The sequence below is a fragment of the Bacillus nitroreducens genome, assembly GCF_964021195.1.
Genome location: NZ_CAXHYI020000003.1, coordinates 1,532,313 through 1,553,856 on the forward strand (window position 1 = coordinate 1,532,313; position 21,544 = coordinate 1,553,856).

At 37.2% G+C, this 21,544-nt stretch carries 16 protein-coding genes, 1 pseudogene and 1 riboswitch; of the genes and pseudogenes, 7 read left to right on the forward strand and 10 right to left on the reverse strand.

Features of this window, described 5'->3' with window-relative positions; all coding sequences use genetic code 11:
• The first annotated feature begins 203 nt into the window (after positions 1 to 203).
• Together ACWPVE_RS11195 and ACWPVE_RS11200 are read left to right on the forward strand one after the other, a co-directional pair.
• On the forward strand, positions 204 to 404 hold the full coding sequence (locus tag ACWPVE_RS11195; RefSeq protein WP_453997478.1) for a helix-hairpin-helix domain-containing protein: 201 nt from the start codon (positions 204 to 206) through the stop codon (positions 402 to 404).
• Positions 405 to 627: 223 nt separating this feature from the next.
• A complete protein-coding gene (locus ACWPVE_RS11200; RefSeq protein WP_453993337.1) occupies positions 628 to 1,146 on the forward strand; it encodes a type 1 glutamine amidotransferase domain-containing protein in 519 nt (172 codons plus the stop codon).
• 180 nt (positions 1,147 to 1,326) lie between these two features.
• On the opposite strand, the gene ACWPVE_RS11205 is transcribed toward ACWPVE_RS11200, so the two are convergent.
• Positions 1,327 to 1,461, reverse strand: a complete 135-nt coding sequence (locus ACWPVE_RS11205) for a hypothetical protein (RefSeq protein ID WP_453993339.1) — start codon at positions 1,459 to 1,461, stop codon at positions 1,327 to 1,329.
• Between the two features lie 418 nt (positions 1,462 to 1,879).
• On the opposite strand from ACWPVE_RS11205, the gene ACWPVE_RS11210 reads away from it, so the two are divergent.
• The gene (locus ACWPVE_RS11210; protein WP_453993341.1) at positions 1,880 to 2,557 is read left to right on the forward strand and encodes a response regulator transcription factor; all 678 of its coding nucleotides are present in this window, start codon (positions 1,880 to 1,882) and stop codon (positions 2,555 to 2,557) included.
• A gap of 39 nt (positions 2,558 to 2,596) precedes the next feature.
• On the opposite strand, the gene ACWPVE_RS11215 is transcribed toward ACWPVE_RS11210, so the two are convergent.
• Positions 2,597 to 3,490, reverse strand: a complete 894-nt coding sequence (locus ACWPVE_RS11215) for an N-acetylmuramoyl-L-alanine amidase (RefSeq protein ID WP_453993343.1) — start codon at positions 3,488 to 3,490, stop codon at positions 2,597 to 2,599.
• A 33-nt stretch (positions 3,491 to 3,523) separates the two neighbouring features.
• Positions 3,524 to 3,964 (reverse strand): hypothetical protein, encoded by a 441-nt coding sequence (locus ACWPVE_RS11220; protein WP_453993345.1) that lies wholly within the window; start codon positions 3,962 to 3,964, stop codon positions 3,524 to 3,526.
• A gap of 328 nt (positions 3,965 to 4,292) precedes the next feature.
• Between ACWPVE_RS11220 and ACWPVE_RS11225 the strand changes: the two genes are divergently transcribed.
• The 3 genes and pseudogenes from ACWPVE_RS11225 to ACWPVE_RS11235 all read left to right on the forward strand — a co-directional run bounded on the left by ACWPVE_RS11225 (position 4,293) and on the right by ACWPVE_RS11235 (position 8,152).
• Complete coding sequence (locus ACWPVE_RS11225) at positions 4,293 to 5,678, forward strand: VWA domain-containing protein (RefSeq protein WP_453993347.1); 1,386 nt, start codon at positions 4,293 to 4,295, stop codon at positions 5,676 to 5,678.
• 146 nt (positions 5,679 to 5,824) lie between these two features.
• Positions 5,825 to 6,337, forward strand: a pseudogene (locus ACWPVE_RS11230) (peptidoglycan recognition protein family protein); the annotation flags it as partial.
• A 594-nt stretch (positions 6,338 to 6,931) separates the two neighbouring features.
• Positions 6,932 to 8,152 (forward strand): cation:proton antiporter, encoded by a 1,221-nt coding sequence (locus tag ACWPVE_RS11235; RefSeq protein ID WP_453993349.1) that lies wholly within the window; start codon positions 6,932 to 6,934, stop codon positions 8,150 to 8,152.
• Between the two features lie 41 nt (positions 8,153 to 8,193).
• On the opposite strand, the gene ACWPVE_RS11240 is transcribed toward ACWPVE_RS11235, so the two are convergent.
• The 3 genes from ACWPVE_RS11240 to ACWPVE_RS11250 all read right to left on the reverse strand — a co-directional run bounded on the left by ACWPVE_RS11240 (position 8,194) and on the right by ACWPVE_RS11250 (position 13,494).
• A complete protein-coding gene (locus tag ACWPVE_RS11240; protein WP_453993350.1) occupies positions 8,194 to 10,842 on the reverse strand; it encodes a hypothetical protein in 2,649 nt (882 codons plus the stop codon).
• 188 nt (positions 10,843 to 11,030) lie between these two features.
• Complete coding sequence (locus ACWPVE_RS11245) at positions 11,031 to 11,162, reverse strand: hypothetical protein (protein WP_453993351.1); 132 nt, start codon at positions 11,160 to 11,162, stop codon at positions 11,031 to 11,033.
• Positions 11,163 to 11,182: 20 nt separating this feature from the next.
• A riboswitch (cyclic di-GMP riboswitch) is annotated at positions 11,183 to 11,268 on the reverse strand.
• Between the two features lie 177 nt (positions 11,269 to 11,445).
• The gene (locus tag ACWPVE_RS11250; protein ID WP_453993353.1) at positions 11,446 to 13,494 is read right to left on the reverse strand and encodes a cell wall-binding repeat-containing protein; all 2,049 of its coding nucleotides are present in this window, start codon (positions 13,492 to 13,494) and stop codon (positions 11,446 to 11,448) included.
• A 213-nt stretch (positions 13,495 to 13,707) separates the two neighbouring features.
• Here ACWPVE_RS11250 and ACWPVE_RS11255 point away from each other — a divergent pair, with 213 nt between their 5' ends.
• Positions 13,708 to 14,502, forward strand: a complete 795-nt coding sequence (locus tag ACWPVE_RS11255; RefSeq protein ID WP_453993355.1) for an N-acetylmuramoyl-L-alanine amidase — start codon at positions 13,708 to 13,710, stop codon at positions 14,500 to 14,502.
• A 121-nt stretch (positions 14,503 to 14,623) separates the two neighbouring features.
• Here ACWPVE_RS11255 and tagU read toward each other — a convergent pair whose 3' ends face one another.
• The 4 genes from tagU to ACWPVE_RS11275 form a co-directional block, all read right to left on the reverse strand.
• Positions 14,624 to 15,556 (reverse strand): polyisoprenyl-teichoic acid--peptidoglycan teichoic acid transferase TagU, encoded by a 933-nt coding sequence (gene tagU, locus ACWPVE_RS11260; RefSeq protein ID WP_453997480.1) that lies wholly within the window; start codon positions 15,554 to 15,556, stop codon positions 14,624 to 14,626.
• Positions 15,557 to 15,848: 292 nt separating this feature from the next.
• Positions 15,849 to 17,324, reverse strand: a complete 1,476-nt coding sequence (gene abc-f / locus ACWPVE_RS11265) for a ribosomal protection-like ABC-F family protein (protein WP_453993357.1) — start codon at positions 17,322 to 17,324, stop codon at positions 15,849 to 15,851.
• A gap of 144 nt (positions 17,325 to 17,468) precedes the next feature.
• Entirely contained in the window at positions 17,469 to 20,510 is a 3,042-nt protein-coding gene (locus ACWPVE_RS11270; protein WP_453993359.1) for a thiopeptide-type bacteriocin biosynthesis protein, read from the reverse strand.
• The gene (locus ACWPVE_RS11275) at positions 20,482 to 21,360 is read right to left on the reverse strand and encodes an Rgg family transcriptional regulator (protein ID WP_453993361.1); all 879 of its coding nucleotides are present in this window, start codon (positions 21,358 to 21,360) and stop codon (positions 20,482 to 20,484) included. Before ACWPVE_RS11275 ends, ACWPVE_RS11270 begins: the two co-directional genes overlap by 29 nt.
• Positions 21,361 to 21,544: the final 184 nt, after the last annotated feature.

Consider the following 21,544-nt stretch of genomic DNA (forward strand, 5'->3'; position numbering starts at 1 on the left):
CGATTAGTAGCAATCTGTACTAATCGGCCGTTTTTTGCATCTTGTGCTTTCAATCAAACGTTTGTTTGACATAATTCCATGGTGATACCAATAGGTAATCGATTTAATCAATCGTTTGTTTGAACTAGATTAAGTTTGGGGAAGGAGGTGTAAGTTATGCTGTTATATTATTAATTTAGTAGTCTACAATAGAAAAGAGATTAATATCTCTACCAGGAGTAGACTTGAATCTAGCTGAAAAGGTTATCGAAGAAAGAATAAATAAAAACGGATTTACCAATTATCATGAAATACGAAAAATCATGAACCTCCAGCCCCACCAATTCGAACACATCCGCAAAACCACAACACTACAACCACTGCGATCAAATCCAATCGGAATGGGACGAGTGATCGATTATTGAAACAGGGGGACGGTTCTATTGTTCACCTAATATTTTCCACAACCCATTGTAACAGAAATGTTTTATTGCAATTTGAAAAATGATGAATTTGTATACCATCAAACGATCATTTTATACTAAATCCTTGCAATGAAGTAAAATGGTGGGTCAGTGGACCTGTACATTGGTCTACTTGTATGGGAGCATATTATTCAGTAAGCTATATTTGAAAGGATGGGATGTCATGCGATTGAAGGGAAAAAAGGTTATTGGTCTTATTCATCATGATTTTGAAGACTTAGAACTATGGTACCCAGTAATGAGACTAAGGGAAGAAGGCGCTATTGTTGACCTTGTCGGTGAAGAAGCGAATCAGAAGTATATCGGAAAGTACGGAGTTCCTGCCGTTTCTGATTATGCGTATGGTGATATTAAAACGGAAGATTATGATGCCATTCTAGTGCCAGGAGGCTGGGCGCCAGATAAAATTCGTAGATTTCCTGAAGTGTTAACGATGCTGCAGGAGATGAATGTGGCTAAAAAGCCAATCGGACAGATATGTCATGCAGGTTGGGTATTGATTTCAGCAAAGATATTGGAAGGTAAAAAAGTAACGAGTACTCCAGGCATTAAGGACGACATGGAAAATGCAGGTGCCATATGGTATGACGAACCTGTTGTGACCGACGGACATCTTGTCTCAAGTCGTCGCCCACCAGACCTACCAGATTATATGAGAGAATTCATTCGTGTTTTAGAATAATGAAACAGGGGGACGGTTCTACCGTTCCCCTGTTTTTTTCCAATTATAGAATCAAACATTCGCTTTGGATATGGTAAAAATTAGGGAAACACGAGAACCGTCCCCTTGTTTCCCTTGTTTCCCCTTGTTTCACGCTTTTAGTTTGAATATTCAGATATTAACAACTATAGATTTTCATAATTAACTCTTAAAAAATGGTTTCTTTGAATTCTTTCCGATCTTAATCCAATATCGACCTTCATGGTTTTCTTTGAAAAATCGAATTCCTAGCCATTTTAATGGCGTCCATATCTCTCTAAAACTATAATAAGGCATTTCCCCATCCCCCATATTTCAAGTAGTTATCTAATAGGCAAAACATCCTAGTTAACAACTACTTTTTACCTATATTACCTTATTAAGGGATTTTTGTAAATAGTCAGTAATTTTAAGTTTTAAGTAGGGTGAATCCCTATAAAATCAGGAAAAACCAGGGATTTTATAGTCTTTTAGACCTATTTTTGTCGAAGATTTATCATTTATTTAACGTGGTAGTGTGTTAAAATGGTTTATATTACCTGGTACGCTCGCTTTTTATTCCACTCAATAAAGTAAATTACCTTCGTTTTATGTTGTAAAATTAAAGGAATACCTACAGCGTGCGTTTTACCTGTAGGTATTCCTTTTTCATATTTTTAGTTAAATCTTCAAGTTTACTAGTATTAAATCAACAAAATTAAAAGGCGGCAATTATATGAATAATGTGGTAGTGATACAAGATCCAATTGTAGATTGTAATATTATAGTAGAAACACTAATTCAACATTTTATTAATATTAAGGTGTCTACTTTAACTATTCAAGAATATGAAGAAATAAAAATGAACGATAGAGAGATTCTAATGGATGTGCTCATTTTAGACATTGATTCAAATGAAGAGTATGTTAGATTAATTAATACATACAGGTATTCTAGTACGAAAACAATTGTAATGACTAGTAATCCTAGACATAGTCATTTATTAGAATTATTCCATTATAATCTTGCTGGTGTTTTTTACTCGAAAATGAGCGTTACCGATGTGATATATGGAGTATCAGAGATTTTAGATGGACGGAAATATATACACCCTGTTTTTTCTACCTTGATATTAGAGGACTATTTGAGTAGCGATATTCATTCAAAGGTTAAACCGACAAGCTTGTTAACAGATCGCGAATGGAGTGTCCTTCAGTTGTTGTCCGTTGGAAAAGAAAATAGGGAAGTAGCTGATTCCTTATTAATCAGTGAAAAAACTGTAAAACAATTCGTTAGTTCAATTCTAAGAAAACTCGAAGTGAAAAATCGAACAGAAGCCGTTATATACGCTTATAGGCATGGATGGATTGAATTAAAGTGGGACAAAGGAACAGGTGCCTCAGCGCAGTTTTGAGGTAGGGGTAGGACAAGGGACCTTTCCTCGTGTCCCAAACTACCCCAAATCCCCTTTATTCAACCTTCTTTGCAATTCCTTTACCACGAGCGAAGGTTTACTGATGACCCCGTCCACTGGTGTGCCTAATCTCCTTTGGAGGGCAGAAATTGTAATTGGACCAAGGTATCCATCTTGTTTGACACCTAACCACTTTTGTAATGCTTTTATGACTAGAGAGGGTTTGCTAAGGTAACCATCTACTGGCGTACCAAAATATCGTTGCAGAGCACTAATGGTTTTTGGTCCAAGATAGCCGTCAACTGCTAGGTTTTCTTTAGCTGCTGTAGTTACGGGTTTTGGATCAGGTTGGGGAGTTGGAGATGGTGTAGGTTGTATACCTTGACCAGGACCATTATAACTAACCCCTTCCTCCCGACAGATAGCCCGTACCACGCATTCATACATTCCTTCGCGATAGGATCGGTCTTTAATTCTTTCGGATTGCGGACCATCAACAAATTCATACTCGAGTATCGTTGTTCGACAGCTTCCAGTTCGGCTATGCATATAATAATAATCCCTACCAGAAGAATTTTTGCGAGTGTAAACAGGTCTTGGTCGAACGGGATATCCAGCCTTTGTAAATTCCTCAATAAGCAATTTCTCAAATGAACCGTTTGAATATATCGAATGGATCGCTTCAACCCCACTCCCTCCGCCAGCATTAAAATGGTGGGAGATACACTTTTTATACTTTTTTACCTTCGAGGTTCTAACATCAGGGTTTAATGTCACATCACTTGACCGAGTTACGTCACTTGGGATTCCTAATTCACCTAACCGTTTGTCCACATAAAGAGCAGCTTCTAATGTGTACACCTTTTCTGTATTTCCCTTCGCTACAGCACCTGGATCACTCCCGCCATGCCCAGCATCCTGAATCCAACTCACTACACATCACTCCTTTTCTATTAAAATATGCAATTATACTGTTTTGGAATGGGACAGATTGTAGTGTTCATTGTCCCAATTTTTCGTTTGAATCCCTTCATTCCATGCAGGATAACGATTAAATACATATAGGTTGCCGCCTTGAGCTCCACTGGTATATTCCGTTTCATAGATGTTTAACATCCCAATTTTGATACACTTCCACACCATTCGCTTAAATGTCGAGCGGGAAATCGTATGTCCGTTCCAGCCTGAGAATGGGCAACATACAATCTTCCTCATTGCTTCATGACAAACCCCTGGGACACTTGAAGCTAATTTCAATAATTGATTCAACCCAATTACTTCTCCTTTTGTGAATCTTTTCTGGTAATCAATCAGCCAAATTTCCATGTTGACCTTAAATTCCTCGTAGTCGTAAAACTGTGAATACTCCTTAATAACTAGTTCTGAGTGTAGTTTTACTCTCAACATAACTGAACCCCCTTTTACCATTGTTATAGATAGCATGAAGGAAAAAGAGGCATAGTCATTTCGGGGTTAAAAAATTCGTATTGTATCCAAAAAAAGATCCGTATCATGTTGTCGGAATCTCTTCGTGACAGTTGGTTCATAAATCCCATTTGCTGGTTTTGGTAGATAATGCTAATTACCTATTTTTACTAATTTAGTAAATTATAGGTGAGTATTGTAGTACTATGTAAATGGTGCAAATATGAGGTGGGACAGAGGAATTGGTTCTTTGTCCCAGATGGAAATCAGTTGTGGTGCCAGTCCTCATAATCATGGAGGGGAGAATACATTGAAAAAATTAATCATGAGCCTCGTTTTGTTTGCTTTTGTGTTGTCAGCATGTTCAAAGGATGAGAGCCAGTCGGCACAAGTGGAGTCGGAGGAGCCGAAGTCTAAAGGTACAGAACAGGTGGAAGTAGAGGAAACAACAGAAACCTATACGTCACGAGAAGCAACCTACTATGAGCTTGAAGGAATTGATCGAGAGCTAACGGACCTTGAACAAGAGATGCTGCGTCACCCTGGGATTTTTAGTGGTGACAATTATGACCCAGCTAAGGTGGAGGAGGCACTCGACAAATTGCCAGCTGACCTTACAAAGGAACAGTATATTGAAGAATTAAAGTATATGTTCACAGAGGATTATCATAAGGAAATGGAAACACTTCTGACGTTTGATTCGACAATTGAGGTCGATATTGAACGTCCAGATGAATCGGTGGATACTCCTACATTAAAAACAGCCCACTATGCGATCTTAGTAGACGCTAGCGGTAGTATGGCCGCAAAGGTTGGCGGAAAAACAAGAATGGAAGCAGCAAAAGAGGCAGTCTTAGAATTTGCAGAACAAATTCCTGAGAATGCAACGCTCTCGCTACGTGTGTATGGACAGGATGGTTCAAATAAAGAGTCAGATAAAGCTCTGTCCTGCGAAAGCACAGAAGTTCTATATAATAATAGCTTTGAAGCTTTAGAGTTCAACAACGCATTAGCACAAGTGAAGCCTGTGGGATGGACGCCAATTGCCCTAGGACTGCAAATGGTAAAAGGGGATATTCCTGAAGGTACAGATGATGTGGTAGTGTATGTGGTGAGTGATGGGATTGAAACGTGTGACGGTGACCCTGTGCAAGAAGCGAAAAACCTGGTCTCATCTGATATCGAGACCGTTGTGAATATCATTGGATTCGATGTGGACAATGAAGGACAAAAGCTTCTGAAAGAAGTTGCAACCGCTGGGAATGGTGAATTCACATACGTCAATTCCGAACAAGACCTGAAAAAATACATGAGAGCTCAATATGAGGAGATTCAAAAAAGATGGCGCGAGTGGAAGGATGCTGGGAAGATTCAGGCACGCGAAATGAAAGATGAGAAAAAGATTCTAGCCCGCGAAACAAAAGACAGTATGAAGATTAAGAGTCGTCGTGAAAAAGACCGTATGAAGATCGCACAGCGCTATCTAAAAGATCGCTTTGATGACTACGATCATCCTACTCGTAAAATGTTCTCAGATATTGTCGATTACGGAAACAAGAAATGGCAATACGCAGTCGATAACGGTAATCGACTTTGGCAAGAGGCCGTCGACAATGGTAACCGTGAATGGCAAGAATACGTCGACGAAGGTAACAAGAAAATTAGGGAAGCGATTGATAAGAAGAACGGAAACTAAGACTAGGGGGATTGCCCCTGGTCTTTTTGTGTGTGCATCGGGAACAACTGATTAGACGAAGGACCTGTTTCTATGTCTAAAAAAGAAATGAGATAGTACCGAAATGAAATGCTTCTCATAAAATATGTGGAAAGGAGAGGAAGTGCATGTACAAGATTACAAGGGATTACATTAAAAAAGGAAACTCTAGAAGTGGTCAACGGATTAGTAAAGTACGTTTTATTGTAAGCCATGACACGGGAAACCCAGGTTCAACGGCTTATAACAACCGTACCTATTTTAACAATCAACAACCTTCTGCATCCGCCCACACTTTCATTGATGATAAATATATTCTTGAGATTATTCCATTAAATGAAAAAGCCTGGCATGTTCAGTATGGTAAACCAAAAGATAATCAGCTATTTGGAGCCGATGCAAATGATGCTGCAATCGGAGTAGAACTCTGTCATGGCGGGAAGATCAACTTTAACGAGGCTTATAAACGGTATGTGTGGTATCACGCTTATCTTTGTAAAACGTTTAATCTACAACCTCGAAAACATATTGTCGCACACCAAACGCTAGATCCACAAAGACGAAGTGACCCCGTTAACGCACTTAAAAAATATGGAATTTCCTGGTCTCAATTTATTAACGATGTTGAGAAGGAATTTCTCGGCAAAAACGTGGATGAAGGTAAAACAACTCCGAAAGACGATGGACATAAAAAAGAGGAGAATATTTTAGAAAAAGCAATTCTTATTGGTGGCTACCCAGATTTTCCAGCAGCCGAGTCTTTAGCAACTCGGTTAAAAGCACCAATTTATACCCGCGCAGCATATCCAGGTGGAAAAGTAACAAAAGAATTATATGTCGTAGGTGGATCGACTGAAGGATTACAAGCAGACAAAATCATAAATTTATCAGGTAAAGACCGATTTGAAGTAGCAAAAGCTGTAGAAGACTTCTTGAAATAAACAAAAGATGAGACCACTACTTCTTTTCTGCCTTATAGATCTGAGATCGCCTGAAAAAAATGTCTCATAAGAGAGCCTAAGATGTGGTTTGATGTAAACTGTAACTTGGGCTTTCTTGTTAGTAGGGCTGATGACCTAGTCAGAAGGAAAAATTAAAGGATCGACGAAGTTATCCTCTAGTCCAAAATATATAACAAATATATTAAAAATTATGATATGTTAGTAATGTATTAATATATGAAAGGAGGATGTTAAGGTTTTTTTCCTTAACGAATTTTTATGTGGGATTCAATTGTGTCTTCCATTCAGGAAGCTAGTGGTTTTTATTTTTTATTTGAATTAGCTCTTATCATTTTTGCCGTGAAATTGATGGGTCATCTAAGTACAAAAATTGGACACCCCTCCGTATTCGGAAAATTATTAGTAGGTATTATTCTAGGTCCTTCTTTATTAGGTATTATCCATCCGAATGAGCTAATTGGTGAATTAGCAGAGGTAGGGGTTATTCTATTAATGTTCCTAGCAGGACTTGAGACAGACCTGAAGGAATTTAAAAAGAATGCGTTTGCATCTACGTCTGTTGCCATCGGGGGAGTGGTTCTACCATTTTTAGGTGGAATGGGCTTATCGATGTTATTTGGATTTGATACAACAGTATCTATCTATCTCGGAGTCTTATTGGTAGCGACCAGTGTAAGTATTTCCGTTCAGACCTTACGTGAATTAGGAAAATTAAAATCAAGAGAAGGAGTTACCATTTTAGGTGCTGCCGTGCTTGATGATGTATTAGGTATTATCATCCTTTCAGCTGTACTAGGATTATCCGCTGGTAGTGCAGCAGGAGCGGGTGGCATTGGTGCTATTCTAATCTTGCTTGTAAAAATCGCGGTATTCTTTGTATTAGCCATTGCAATTGGTTACTTTGTATTACCGAAGCTGTTAAAACTTTTTCAACGCTTTCAGGTTTCACAAACTGTTTTAGCGTTTGGTGTGATTGTTGCACTTCTATTTGCTTATATGGGAGAAATCTTCGGAGTTGCGGGAATCGTTGGTTCTTATGTCTGTGGATTAATGCTAAGCCTAACGCCACAAAATGAAGAAATGATGGAAAAAGTTGAAACGTTCAGTTACCCATTCTTTGTTCCACTCTTCTTTGTAAACATCGGTTTAGTAGCAAACTTTAGAGAAATCAACCCAGAAATTCTCTGGTTTAGTATTCTATTAGCACTTGTTGCGATTGTAGGTAAAGTTGTTGGTGGTGCAATTGGGGCCAAAGCTGCTAAGTTTAGTACATCCAGCTCTTTAGGAATAGGGGCAGGAATGGTCGCGCGTGGAGAAGTTGGATTAATTATTGCAATGATTGGTGTTGAGAGAGGGATTATTACAAGTGATTTATTCAGTGCAGCGATCATCGTGGTTATCGCGACAACACTTGTCACGCCACCACTCATTAAGCTTCTTATGAAAGGCGACAGCAGCACTCAAGTGTCTGATCAAAAATCAGTAGGATTCTAATAGAAAAGGACATGGGGTCTACCCATGTCCTTTTCGGTCCATCAATTCCATGATTCTGCTTTTTCCACTGTTTGTTTTTTGTTCATTTTTTCGTATTGCACGAGTCTTGTTTCAAATATCTTCAATGGGTCATAGTAGACTTCTGGATTTTCTTTCATTTTTGCCAGCGTTTCTTTGTCTTGTTCGATTCCCTTTTTCGTGTTATCAATTGAACGTTCGAGCTCATCTAATGGTTCTTTGTAGAATAAGCCGATATCCTGTGGTAATGATCGCTTGAAAAAGTCAAATTGCTGCCAAAACTTCTTCTGTATCGATTCGACAACCTCTGTATAAGTCGAATTTTCTACATACTTTTTATACTGGTTGAGCATGTATACTTGCTGTTTTTGTGGAAGTAAACCTAACACTTTTCCTGCACCCTTCAACAATACTTGTGCGGGGTTATGGCGAAGCATAATGTTTTCCTTCTCAACTGTAAGTTGGTAGGTCATGCGACTAATGTCTCGATTCCAATCTTCAACGACTTTAAAATCACATTGTAACTTAAGTTCTTTTTCAGGATATCCCTCAGATAGCGACTGTGTCATGTCATCTAAGTAATCTTGAGTTTCCACAAGTTTCGTATTCGAGCTCTCTAGCCAATCCTGAAGTTTCTCTGTAAGATTCGGGACAATCTCTTGCTCAAATAAATTCTGAATCTCTTCATTCATTTTTTCATTTAATTCAATGTGCAGTTGGTTGAGATTGCTGTCATCCTTAATATACTCGGAGCAGCCAGCAAGGATTTTCGGTATCTTCTGATAAAGATCAAGCTTCATTTCATCGATTGCGGATGAGAATGAATCGATGATTTCCCTACTTTGGCCCGTTTCTTTATCTCGTAAACTATTTAAAAATCCAGTTAATCTAGTATTATATTCTTCGTTATGGTCAATCAACTCTATGAGTTTATTCTCCGCATCAGCCCGTTTTTTTAACAGACTGGTAATGGTTTTTCGGAGTAAGAATAGAATTTTCCCAACTCGGTTTTTCGTCTCAAAGTTCGCTTTAATCTCACTTAGGACGTTCATGTTTTTAATCGAATGAATGACCGCGTCTGGGAAGTAATCCTTGATTTTTTCAGCTTCAAACGTATTGCGCAGAACAAAATGAACGGGTGTATCCTTTGCGCTATGCTTGATTTGCGCAAGATAGTCAAGATCAACCTCTGATAATTGGTCTGCATCACTTACAAAGAGAACACCGTCCACCACTGGTAAGAAGCCAAATGTTTTTCGCTTCTCCATAAAGTACTCGTTCAGCCCCGTTGTATTGAATCGGAGCCCATAAGAGCGGAGACGTGAAGATGGTAGCGTGATTTCGACAATTGAATCTGGATCGTCTGAGCTTTCCGAAAGTTGCGCAAGTCGATAGTGACCAGTATCAGCTACTTCAATCAGTTCTTGTTTTTCTCCATATTGAATACTCGTAAAATGGAAAAGTGATGGAGTTAAGATTTCTTCATCTAGAGTTGCGTTAATGAACGAACCTTTGCCCTTTCCAAGCACAAGTAAGTTTGTCGTCTCTTTATCAAATAGTTGTCCGAAGCCCCATACCAATCGGTTACTTGTTTCAATATTATTTTTTCGAGCCCAGTCAATGATGGTTTCCATGAAGTGGTGACATTCATCCAATGAAATCGCCCTTTGATGGGCATTCTCAAGGACAATTTCAGCCTCTTTTACAATAATCGCTTTAATCGCTGATGGAAAAATATCATCCCACGCTAGGATTGCTGCAGATGCAGTTATTCCATTTGCTGCTGTCGTTGTGTTCATCCAAGTGATGAGTAGTTTTGGCATCAATTGACCAATATCACGTAATAAATAATCCCCCGTTGTTAATTCGAGATAAGCTTCCTCAAATAATTCTGTAATCATATACCACGAATCATAAGGATTAATCTCTAAATCTTTCATGATTTGAATGACCGCGTGTAACCAATTCAAATATTGGCTTGTATGTTGGTAGCTTTTCCAAATCGCCATTAGTAGTTGTTTAAATCTAGACTCATCCATTTCATAGAGCGTTCGCAACACTGAAACGAACGTATCAGGTGAAAATGGTTGGCAATGTCCAGCTTCACAGTAATCAGTTAGAGCGTCAAACCATATTAGTTCTTGTGTACGCTCCGCCTCTTGAATAGCAAGCTCAATTGCATGTTTCCAATCCTCTTGCTCTTCGTAAAAATGTTTGGCGATCGATGTTAGATTCGGGTAATCTGGATTTGCCTCAATGGCTTCCTGCAATACACGATATGCCGCATCCAACTTATTACCTTCAAGATAGACGGTAAAAAGACTTAACGATACTTCACTCGTAAGGATTTCATTTTTCGAAATAATCGAGCCATATACATTTTCCGCATCTGAAAGTAAACCAAGTTCATAATAGGCATCGGCAATATTTTTCTTTGCCCATGGCTCTAATTCATTTGTGATACTTTCCCATTTATAAATCGCAGCCTCATAATCTTTATAATGGAAGTAAAGTTCGCCTTGGGCAAAACGAATGTAAGACAGGTCGTATAGTTCCTTTTCCTGTTCCGCCATAAAAGCTTCGCCAAGAATCTCAACTGGGTGCCTCTGATCATTTTCAGGAATAAATGTTTGATAGTATGTTTTCATAATAAACTCATGCTCTTGTGTCATATGTAAACCTCCAACATTTTTATGAAGTGAGAAGGGATCGTTTAATATTATTATACCTATTATAAATATATACGAAGTCTTTGTGCGAATTATGTCGGTTCGTGTATGTGTAGGTTAGTTATTACTAATTTAATTGTTACATATATAGGAAGAGGTTCAATAAGATATGATCTTATTGAACCTCCATTTTAAATCCTATTTGCGAGTAACGTCATAGCTGCACTTACAACAATTGCGAGAATTGGTAAAGAAATATATAAGAGGGTTTTATTTCTCCTTTTTCTTCTTTCCATTTCTTCCGGTGTAACCCATGCACTCATCTGTTCATTTCCTCCTCGTTTTCGGCAGCTGGCTGGCATAGTCCATGGACCTTAGCCCCTCTAGCTTTGCGTACTCCACTTTTCAATGGTTTTGCTATTATCAAACGAATACACCATTATTATCGGTCTATAGTAGTTCAATATTAATAGGTAAATGTGAACATTTTTTTACGGTATATGACAATCATTTCTTTGTCATAAACCAAAGAGGAGTAGATAGGTGTATTAACACGAACTCTGAGGCAATTACCGAGAGGGACAAGGGGTTTGACCCTTGTCCCTCTTAGTTTTGGACGATTTTTTGAAAAGTATTAATGGATATTTTGGGCTGAATGCCGAAACGTTTAAGTTGATATGGATCATCGCCAATTTTTATTTTCCCTTTTTTGATCGTAACCGCCATCCGGTATCCAGTTTCCTTCAATAATGCAATGGTTCCTTGGTTGTAATGGCCAAAGGGATATGAAAAATAAGGAGAATCTTTTAATATCTTTTGGCTTGTGAGTAAATCATTTTTGACGGCTGTTTTACTTTTGACGAGTAAGAGTCCTTGCCCATTATGTTTTTCATGCATGGCATGCGTGTGACTATGGTATTGAAATACATCATTCATGTTATTCAGTTCCTGCCAGGATAAGTATTGTAACCCATCAGGGTTAAATGGTGTAGGAGAATCTGGCATTCTTCCAGTGATCATAAACAATGTTGCAGACATATTGTATTTTTTCAATGTTGGATATGCATATCTGTAAACAGATTTTAGTCCATCATCGAAGGTAATCACCACAGCCTTTGAAGGTAGGTTCTTTTTCTTTAGTAAAAACAACTCTAAGTCTTCTAATGTAATGGTGGTATAACCATTTCTGTGTAAGAATGCCATTTGCTCATTGAACTCTGTATCCGCAATGGTGGTTGTAGTGTTTCGATATTTTTTGTTTTCTTTATCTTGTAAAATATGATGGTACATAAGAATGGGAATGCCATTATCTACTTCTACATTGTTTTTCGCTAGATATCCTTTTCTACCAGCAATATTCACAATAAAAGATCTCCTATTTTCAGAAACAATTGGAAGTCGTTGCCCAGCATAGATAGTAGCAATGACTTGATTTGCTTCATCTATAACCCGTACGTTTCTATTCACAAGTATTGTTTTATTGGAATTCGATTGAATCGCTAAATCTGAGTTGATGATTTCATTCACTGTGAAACTGTTTTGGGTTTTGGAAATATCGATTGTGCCTATTGAATTTCCGTAGTTAAAATGATATGTATTTTGATCTCTTTTACTTGCAAGGTAGATTTGTCCTTTTTGAAGCATCCCAGCAATGAAGTTTGAATGATTACTGTCCATAAATTGTGAGTTACTTATAGGTGTAAACACGTGCAAGTCTTCTAACCTTGTTAGACTCTGGGCAGCATTTTTCGAGATTGCTCCAGTACCACCGATTATATGAAAGGAATTTGTATTCAATTGCTTAATGAAAATTTGCGTTTTAATAGGTATAGAATCAGGTTTTGATAGGAAGATAGGTTCATCATTTTTAGCTGCCAAAATTGAACCTGTAAGTGCATCAGCGAAATTTGTACCGGTTGTGAAAAAGGCTTGTTCCACATTCTTATCAAAAAAGTCTACGATTTTGAGGTTCGTCTCATATCTTGTTGCGCCACTTAGTCTTGTCAATTTTGGAAAAGTCTTAGCAATACTATCATGAACTGCTTGTTGCCCACCAACAACAATGGTTTCATTTCTAAGCTGTAACTTTGTTTCGGGTGGTAAAACACGTTCACGCGTTAGGAGAATTGGAATTTGCTGCTTCGCCGCATAAGGTGCAACTGTTAGTGCGTCAGGGAAGTTTTGGCCGTTCGCCACAATAGCCTTACTAGAACATATGTTTTTTGCAATTTCCGCTGCTGTTTCATATCTATTCTTTCCTGCAATTCTACGAATAGAGAGATGTAATGCTGTTAATTCATTCTCAACATTCGTAGAGATGGCCCCAGTTCCACCTAAAATGATGACATCTGTTGCACCTAATCTACTAATCTCGTTTTTTGTGACATCTGGTAATCGGTCTTTGCGAGTCGAGAGAATGGGAGCATTCAGCTTAAACGCTAAAGGGGCTCCTGCCAAGGCATCCGGAAAATCCTCACCCGTAACCAAGACTACAGTGCTCGTCCCATTTGGAAAAGCCTGTTTGGAAATTTCGACAGCAGTTTCATACCTCGTTTCTCCTTCAATTCTCGTAATCTGTTTAGCATGTGCATGATTTTGAAAAATGAAGATGAAAAAAAGAGTCACTGCCAGTATAGTTATGCCTCTGAATTTCAATTATAACCCCACCTAATTTTGATAAAATTTTACCGATTATATTGTATCACTTAGTAGGGAAAAATGTCGTATTTTGCACCAAATATTTCAAGTTTAGTAGGTATATAGTATCTGTATATGTTACGGTATTCACACGAATTTACCAATATTATTATGCCCGAACCGATGGATACGTGAAATCATACACTAATGGAAAAGGGAGTGAAAAAATGTATGAGCTGGATTCAAGATGCGGGTCATGGTGGTGACGATCCGGGTGCAGTATCCCATGGAAATACGGAAAAGGAATATACTCTGGAAGCAGCACTTTATGTAGACAAGCGGCTAGCTGATCACGGAATAGCATCGGATCTCACCCGAAGTGGTGACGTGACAGTAGGACCAAATCGACGAACAACCAAAGTCCGAAATTATCGCAAATGCATCTCACACCATTTTAATGCTGGTGGGGGAACAGGTGCTGAATTTATTCACTCCATTTATTCAGATGGTACTTTCGAGAACAGACTCATGAATGAATTCAAAAAAGCGGGTTTTCCTGTTCGGCGAATCTTTACCCGAACCAATAGTAATGGTCAGGACTATTACTACATGCACCGTGAAACAGGAAATTGCCGAACCACCATTCTTGAGTATGAATTTGTCGATGGTGGAAATTCTGAAAAGATTAAAAATAAAACGTATCGCGAAGGAATGTATGAATGTGTAGTAAGAGCGATCTGCCAGGATGAAGGAGTTCCATACAAACCACTTCAAAAGGAGGAAGACGAGATGTTAGAAAAAGCGATTCTTATTGGGGGTTACCCAGATATATCCGCTGCAGAGTTACTCGCGGCAAGGTTAAAAGCACCAATTTATTTTCGCTCAGCCTATCCTGGAGGAAAAGTTGCCAAAGAATTATATATAGTCGGTGGGCCGACAACTGGACTACAAGCAGACAAAATTATCAACCTGTCAGGTGCAGATCGCTTCGAAGTTTCACGCAAAGTAGAAGAATTCTTGAAATAGGGCCAAGGGAACAGTCTCTAATCCTTCCCAGCTTGACGATGGTGTCAGGTCAGAGAAAACCTCATTTATGTGATTTTGAAGTTTTATCTTTTACACAAAAAGGCGATAAACCCAATTGGATTTATCGCTTTGTTACGTTTTCGCTTATTTCTAAATGTTGTTTTAGTTTTGTAGATATTGCGGAGCGTTCTTCTTCTGGAACAATATAATAATAAATTCCATCGATTTTCGCTCCGTTTCCAGCAAGCTGGCTTTGTTCGAGCTTCGCGGAAGCGGCTTTGTAATTTTTCTGGATATCAAACATTTCATCAAAGCTTAAGTTTGTTTGGATGTTTTCTCCCATGATGTTAAGGATGTCACCCGTTTTGGTAAGTGTCGAAAATGATGCGCCTTGTTTGATGACAGCTTGTAGGATTTGACGTTGACGTTCTTGTCTACCAAAGTCACCTCTAGGATCTTGCTTTCTCATACGTGAGTAAGCAAGTGCTTCTTCACCGTTCAGTGTAATCGTTCCTTCATCAAATGAGTATCCATCCTGTTTAAATGAAAATGAATTATTTACGGTTACACCACCAACCGCATCGACAATATCCTTAAAACTTTCCATATTCACCTGAATAAAATAATCAATTGGTATATCAAGAAAATTTTCTACTGTAGCAATAGACATTTCAGGGCCACCGAACGCATAAGCATGGTTGATTTTATCTTCAAAACCTTTACCGACAATTTCTGTTCGAGTATCGCGTGGGATACTCACCATTTGAGTTGACTTTTCATTTGGATTCACAGTGAGAACGATTAACGTATCAGATCTCCCACGGTCCCCAGCTCTTTGATCGACTCCCATCACTAAAACAGAGAATGGGTGCTTCTCTTTGAACTCAACTGTCTCAGCTCGTTTCTCAGACTTTTCTCTATCGATTGGCTGATGCATCGTATCAACTGTTTGTTGTACAGAATTGTATAAATAAAGGGCATATCCACCAATACCAATAATGAAAATGCCTAAAATACTAGCTAAACTAATCATCCACTTTTTTGCTGAACTCATCTTTTTTCTACCAACTCTCCCCACACATTTCCCTCCTGTATGAAAATGTAAATACTCTAAGATTATAGACCTAAAAGCCTACTATGACAAGTAGGGGAGGGGACAGGTTTTTTATCCAAAAATGAACTAGAAGATTCAAATATGTATTTCTTCTAAGCGTGGGATGGCCCTAGTATTGACTAGACGTTATGTTCATAATAGCGATTTTTAGAAAAGGGATTGATCAAGAGGGAGTTAGAAAAAGCATAGTTTTATAATAAGGTGGGACAAGGATCCTGTCCCTGTGTCCCACCTATTTTTCTTTTATGAGGTGTAAGGATTTGTCTTTGATTTCCCAGATTTGGTCAGCCACTTTATCTACGAAATATTGGTCGTGGGAGGTGAATAGTACTGTACCTCTATAGCCTGATAAAAACGTTTCTAATGCTTCAATTGTAGCCAGGTCTATGAAGTTTGTCGGTTCATCTAAAATAAGTACATTCGAAGGCTTTGCAAACAGAATCGCTAACGAGATTCGAGTGGCCTCTCCGCCACTTAATAAACAGATTGGTTTTCTAATTTCTGTTTCTTCAAAACCTAAATTACTAAGAATGGCCCGAATGAAACTTTCATTGTAGTCACTCATTTTCATCAAATATTCTAATAAACTAATCTCACCCATGAGTCTATAATCCATTTGCTGATAGGTGCTCCATACAATTTTAGAAGAAAGTGTGATACCCTCGCGATTATTTAATATATAGTTTAAAAGAGTTGATTTACCTGTGCCATTGTCTCCTACAATTGCAATCTTTTTTCCAAGGGGGAACTGAAAGTCTATCTCTGAAAGAAGTATTTTATCTCCTGCTTTAATTGTAATATCATGACCCATGATGGGGAAACGATTATGAATTTCAAGTTCTTTCACCAAAGGAAAGGAGAGTGACCTAGATTCCTTTTCAATCTTTACTTCGTCTAACATATCGATTCTCTTTTCAATTGTTTTAACCGTCTTCAACATATTTTTTTGCACGGTGTCTTTTTGTTTTGTAGCAGCCAAGCGATTGGGCTTTATATTCCTTTGCTTGTTCTTTTCACTCACTTTAGAGATTTTACTAGCCTGATTTCTTTTCACTTCAGCTGCTTCTAATAATCTTTCCTTTTCTTTTGTCACTTTTTGATATTTTCTTTGTAACTCCCTTTTCTCTTGTTCTTTTTGTTCAATATATTGATCGTAATTCCCATTAAATTCTCGGATTTTGCCGTTCTCAATTTCCCAGATCTTCGTAGCCATTGAATTGATAAAATAGCGATCGTGGCTAACAAATAGCAAGGTACCGTAGTAATACTTTAATTCCTCTATCATAATGTCGATGCCATTTTTATCGATATGAGTAGTCGGCTCGTCTAAAAGTAAGCCCATTTTATATGTAGATAGCAACTGTACGAATCGAAATTTTGACTGTTCACCTCCACTAAGTGTTTCCACACTGTTAGTGGGTACATTCAAGCGGCTAAGCAATTCGGAATCTAAAAATTCAGCATTTGTATCTTCCTTCACTTCTGTGATTTGTTTAAAATAATTGAAATCAACAAATCGTTCAACTTCTCCTTTGTCTGGGGTAATCAAACCAGAAATAATATTTAAAAGAGTTGTCTTTCCTTGTCCATTTTTCCCTACAATACCAATTCTGTCATTTTGATAGACGGTTAAATCTTTGATATCAAATAATTCTTTATCCCCAAAGCTAACATGTACATTTTTTAATTTTAGAGCGAGTACTTCCATTATTTCCTCCTATCTAGTTCTACTATCATGTATTAGTCTGTTAAATGGAGGGAGGCACTTGAGCCCTCCCATTGGCCATTTCCATCTGATTAATCAAACTACATTCGAAAAATTGGTCGGTTTTAGGTGATCGTGAATCAATAATTACCCATGTAAAATGAGGTGATTACTATTGTATTTTTCCATTGCCACTTTCTGTTTTAGAACTCTCCACACCATGTTTCCTACTAATTCTTCTTCCTCTGATTTAATACCAAAGAGTCTAATACACATCATATGTATGAGACTACGAACAATATTTATCTCGAATTGTTGTTCGTTTTTTAATTTGGTAAAGTAGTTTGCTAATTCAACTTCCCAACATGCAAGTTGATCAGCATTGAAAACAAGGTGATCGGCAACATCAAGTGAAGAAGTCGCTAGGTCATGATAAGCCATATATTTTTTACGGTTTTCCCGGTAATTCTTCGCAAAGTCTCTATTAGAATAGCCATCATTCATGACGAGAAATTGTTGAGTCACGTCTTTCGTATGAGTAGATAGTAGTTTGAAAATAAGATAAATGGCATGGTCCACTTTATCTATGTTCTCGTTTGCGAGACAAGATTGTAGCAGACTGAGTATGATTGAACTATCGGCACAGAAGAAATCCTCAGCCGCAGTGATAACAGAAAAGCCCCCGTATCTTTCGTATTCAGGTTCATATTTTCCAGGACCATAATCGATGATATCCCCCTTGATTACGGCTTTTGCTAGGTATCTATCAATCAGGTCAATATCAAACTGTGAACCAGGTGAAAACCTTACCCTGATATGATGTCGATCATCAAAATAACGAATAAAAAAGAATTGATTGATAACCTCATTGCTTTTTAGGTCGTCTACGAGTTCAGATAGAACAGTACCTAAGAAATCGTCATGATGTTCGTGGGGTAAATATAGATTAAATTGATGCCACTGGACGTTTCTTTTAAGGTTTAATCTTTCTCTACTATGATATGTGGTGTGATGAATAAGCTTTTTCGTATTGACTTTTTTGGCTACAAAATTAAAAATGAACTCGGAAATATATCGATTTCCCTCAGAGTCAAGAGTGACTAAGTTTGAGAAGTTCATTGTATTTTCTTCTAAATACACATCGAGGGACGTTTCCGATTTGTAAATATCCCATAAAATCGTTAGATCCTCTTTACAAGTCGTATCAATTAATAACTTTAAATCATTACATCTCACAAATACGGAACTCGGCATATCATAGATCTTTTTCATTTCGTCAAACTTGTTGAAGAATTGCTCCTTAGAAAGCGCATCACCCAAATAATTTTTGATTAACCAAGATTGAGGGGATAATTCAATCCCGTTGAATTGAATCTTTGGAAAGTAAATGAAATCTTTCCGTATCCTTTGAACATCATTAATAAAGGACATAAAACTTGAATAGTATTGATTACTCCAAAATATCAAGTCCTGCAAGATATGAGGTGAAAAGTACTCGGTATTGGCTACATTATATTGTTCAAACTTTACAATTTTTTCTGTACCGTCTATCCATGTAGAAAGGGTTAGTTTGTGATCTTGAATGCTGATAAAAAGATCTTCTAATGATATTGACAAATCATTTTCAGCAGCGCCAAATTGAAGATTTAGATGTCCCTCATCACAATCGGTCATAATATTATAATAGTGATGGTTTTTAGGCATGTATTTAACGGTCACGACCTCTGTATTGGCTTCTAAAAGTTTACTTTTTTCAATATTTTTTGTGGTTGTGAAATAGTCTGAATCTATATAAGAGAATCGTCCTTCTAAGCGACCAAGTCCATTATTTCCAGCATATGGAGTGAGGGAAAAGAACAATTTTCCATCCACTGACTCTACATGAAAGCAGGTTTGCACAGTAGGAGGAATTTCCCTTTCAATTTTTGCTTCCTCAAAACTCAATTTAGATACATCAATTTCTTTTACATTCAATTTTTCGGCTGTAGAAATCAAAGCGATTAGTTGTGTCTTCATTTTTTCCTCTAAAGGAGAGACTTTACTTTCTAGTGAACGATTCTTTTCACGGACCAACTGATAGTTCCTATAAAAATCTAGAAATCTTACTTTTGTATTTCCAAACTTTTCTTTGAAAAAGAGGACATCAGCTTGATACCGTTCACTTAAAGGTACTCTTACGGCGTAAGAAGATAGAAAATTAACGAAAGGTATGATTGATTCTTCAATTCCTTTCTTATCAAGATCAAGATTCAAGACGTTTGTTTCGCTATCAAAGCGAAGATAATGTTTACTCGTAGTAATTGAAGCTAATCGTTCCTCCAATTCAATGACAGTCTCTAAGTGAAAATGATTAATTGATTGATTTAGACTCTTCATTAATTCTCTTACTTTGTATATTGTTTCTTTCGGAAAAAGGTAATTCTTGTCCTCGAGATACTGAATGAGTCGGTCAAAATCACGAATAAAAGTTAAATCATCCAGATCGGTGATTAAATATCCTCCCTTTACTAGTTGTTTTACAATACTGGATAAAATTGTAGGTGGTAGAAGGATATGATGGTGTTCTGCTAGTTTCTCGGAAAGTTCACTAAGTGATATGAAACTTTTCGATTGATCTTTAATGACTTCGATAAGATTGTTCACTTGGATTTTATTACTACTAAACTTTTTCTTATCATCCAGTGTCCAATTGTTATATAAAAAATTTGAATTTTGATAGATTACATTTGCATTCCATTGTACTTTTAAGTTACTCAAATTCTCCATCTTCACATGTGTAATAAATTTACTAACCCATTCAGAGTCAATACTCGTATATACTTTGTACTCGTTCTGAATCATCATTTGATTTTTAGGATGATCTCCTTCTGCTATTTTGCCGAAGCTCACAGAAGAAAATAATCCAAACGGAGTGGCTCTATATCGGGATCTATTGATATATTTACTTTTAGCCATTGTAGCCTTCTGTAGGTTCTCATTGCGTTGGAGTTGATGATATAAACTTCTAGAACTAGTAAAAAGTTTCTTATCAAACCATCTATCTTCTATTAACTCGTTAGTTGGCTGATTTGCGGTTCTTACATTTGTATACGGTATCATTTTATACATGATATTCACCTCTGCGATTTTATTTATTACAGAAAGTGGAGGTGTTGTTAGGTTATGAGTTCTTTTGTAGATGATTCTCACTTTCTAGTCCACTTTGTTCGACGATGTAGTCTAACATTCGATTAAACATCGCCTCATGTTCACCTGCTTCAATGTGCTTAACAAATTCAATGGTTTTGCGTACTTCTGAAATGGCATCTTTGTTGTTATTTATATGTATTTCATAGAAACCATCAAATATTTTAAATAATGCTTTTTCAAAGAAATCACTATCATTTAGTTGAATCGTTTTTAGTAATTCCATCCACTTTTTTGTGTAAAAAGAATCTTTTTGTTCAAAGGATAAAATTAATGCATTTACCACAAGTCTAAAACCCTCATTCCCGTAAGGTCTTACCTGGCTATACTTTTTAAACCTTTGAATACAACGTACAAGAATGGCATCAATTAATTCTAATGGAAAGACATACATACTATTTGTAAAAAGAACAAGTTCATAATGTGTCCAAAACTCGGTATTAATCAGATACTTAAATAAACTGCCATCTTTACTATCAATGTCTTGCCCCAATAATCTACAAATTCTAAAGTTTAGTAGTTCAGTTAAATGTTCCTTTTTTAACCCTGTAAAATCTGATTCTATTTTTTTTCTTAAGGAACGCATTTCTTTAAGGTCTTGTACTCTGTACGCTCGAGATAACTCTTTTAAGAAAGAAACAACTTTATCGCTCGCATAGTTGTTGTGGATTAGGAAGAATTCATTGGGAGAAATATGTAATCGATCCATAAATAAAGAAAGATTTAGGATGCTTGTATCAGTTTGTCCGCTTGCAAAACGATGATAGGCAGCCCTAGTAACAATCCCCTCGCAAAGATCCTTTATTTTAATCTTTTTACCTTCTCTAATCATTTCTATTGTAGGCCCGAACAAATAAAAACCTCCTCAAATGTATATATTTGTATACATTTTACCATCTAATGGATATTTTTCTCTATCATCAAGCTAAGAAGTCATTACTTTTCGAAATGTCAAATAATATTTTATATAAATTAAAAGGAGGATTTAACATGGGTGGATGGATTGAAGTGTTTAATCAATTGGTTACTCTGTTTAT

What these genes read in the sequence shown, in the direction of transcription:
- ACWPVE_RS11255 (WP_453993355.1), top strand. Translation starts at nt 13,708, where the DNA reads ATGAGCTGGATTCAAGATGCGGGTCATGGTGGTGACGATCCGGGTGCA.
- ACWPVE_RS11220 (WP_453993345.1), bottom strand. Translation starts at nt 3,964, where the DNA reads ATGTTGAGAGTAAAACTACACTCAGAACTAGTTATTAAGGAGTATTCA.
- ACWPVE_RS11205 (WP_453993339.1), bottom strand. Translation starts at nt 1,461, where the DNA reads ATGCCTTATTATAGTTTTAGAGAGATATGGACGCCATTAAAATGGCTA.
- tagU (WP_453997480.1), bottom strand. Translation starts at nt 15,556, where the DNA reads ATGAGTTCAGCAAAAAAGTGGATGATTAGTTTAGCTAGTATTTTAGGC.
- ACWPVE_RS11210 (WP_453993341.1), top strand. Translation starts at nt 1,880, where the DNA reads ATGAATAATGTGGTAGTGATACAAGATCCAATTGTAGATTGTAATATT.
- abc-f (WP_453993357.1), bottom strand. Translation starts at nt 17,324, where the DNA reads ATGGAAGTACTCGCTCTAAAATTAAAAAATGTACATGTTAGCTTTGGG.
- ACWPVE_RS11200 (WP_453993337.1), top strand. Translation starts at nt 628, where the DNA reads ATGCGATTGAAGGGAAAAAAGGTTATTGGTCTTATTCATCATGATTTT.
- ACWPVE_RS11240 (WP_453993350.1), bottom strand. Translation starts at nt 10,842, where the DNA reads ATGACACAAGAGCATGAGTTTATTATGAAAACATACTATCAAACATTT.
- ACWPVE_RS11245 (WP_453993351.1), bottom strand. Translation starts at nt 11,162, where the DNA reads ATGAGTGCATGGGTTACACCGGAAGAAATGGAAAGAAGAAAAAGGAGA.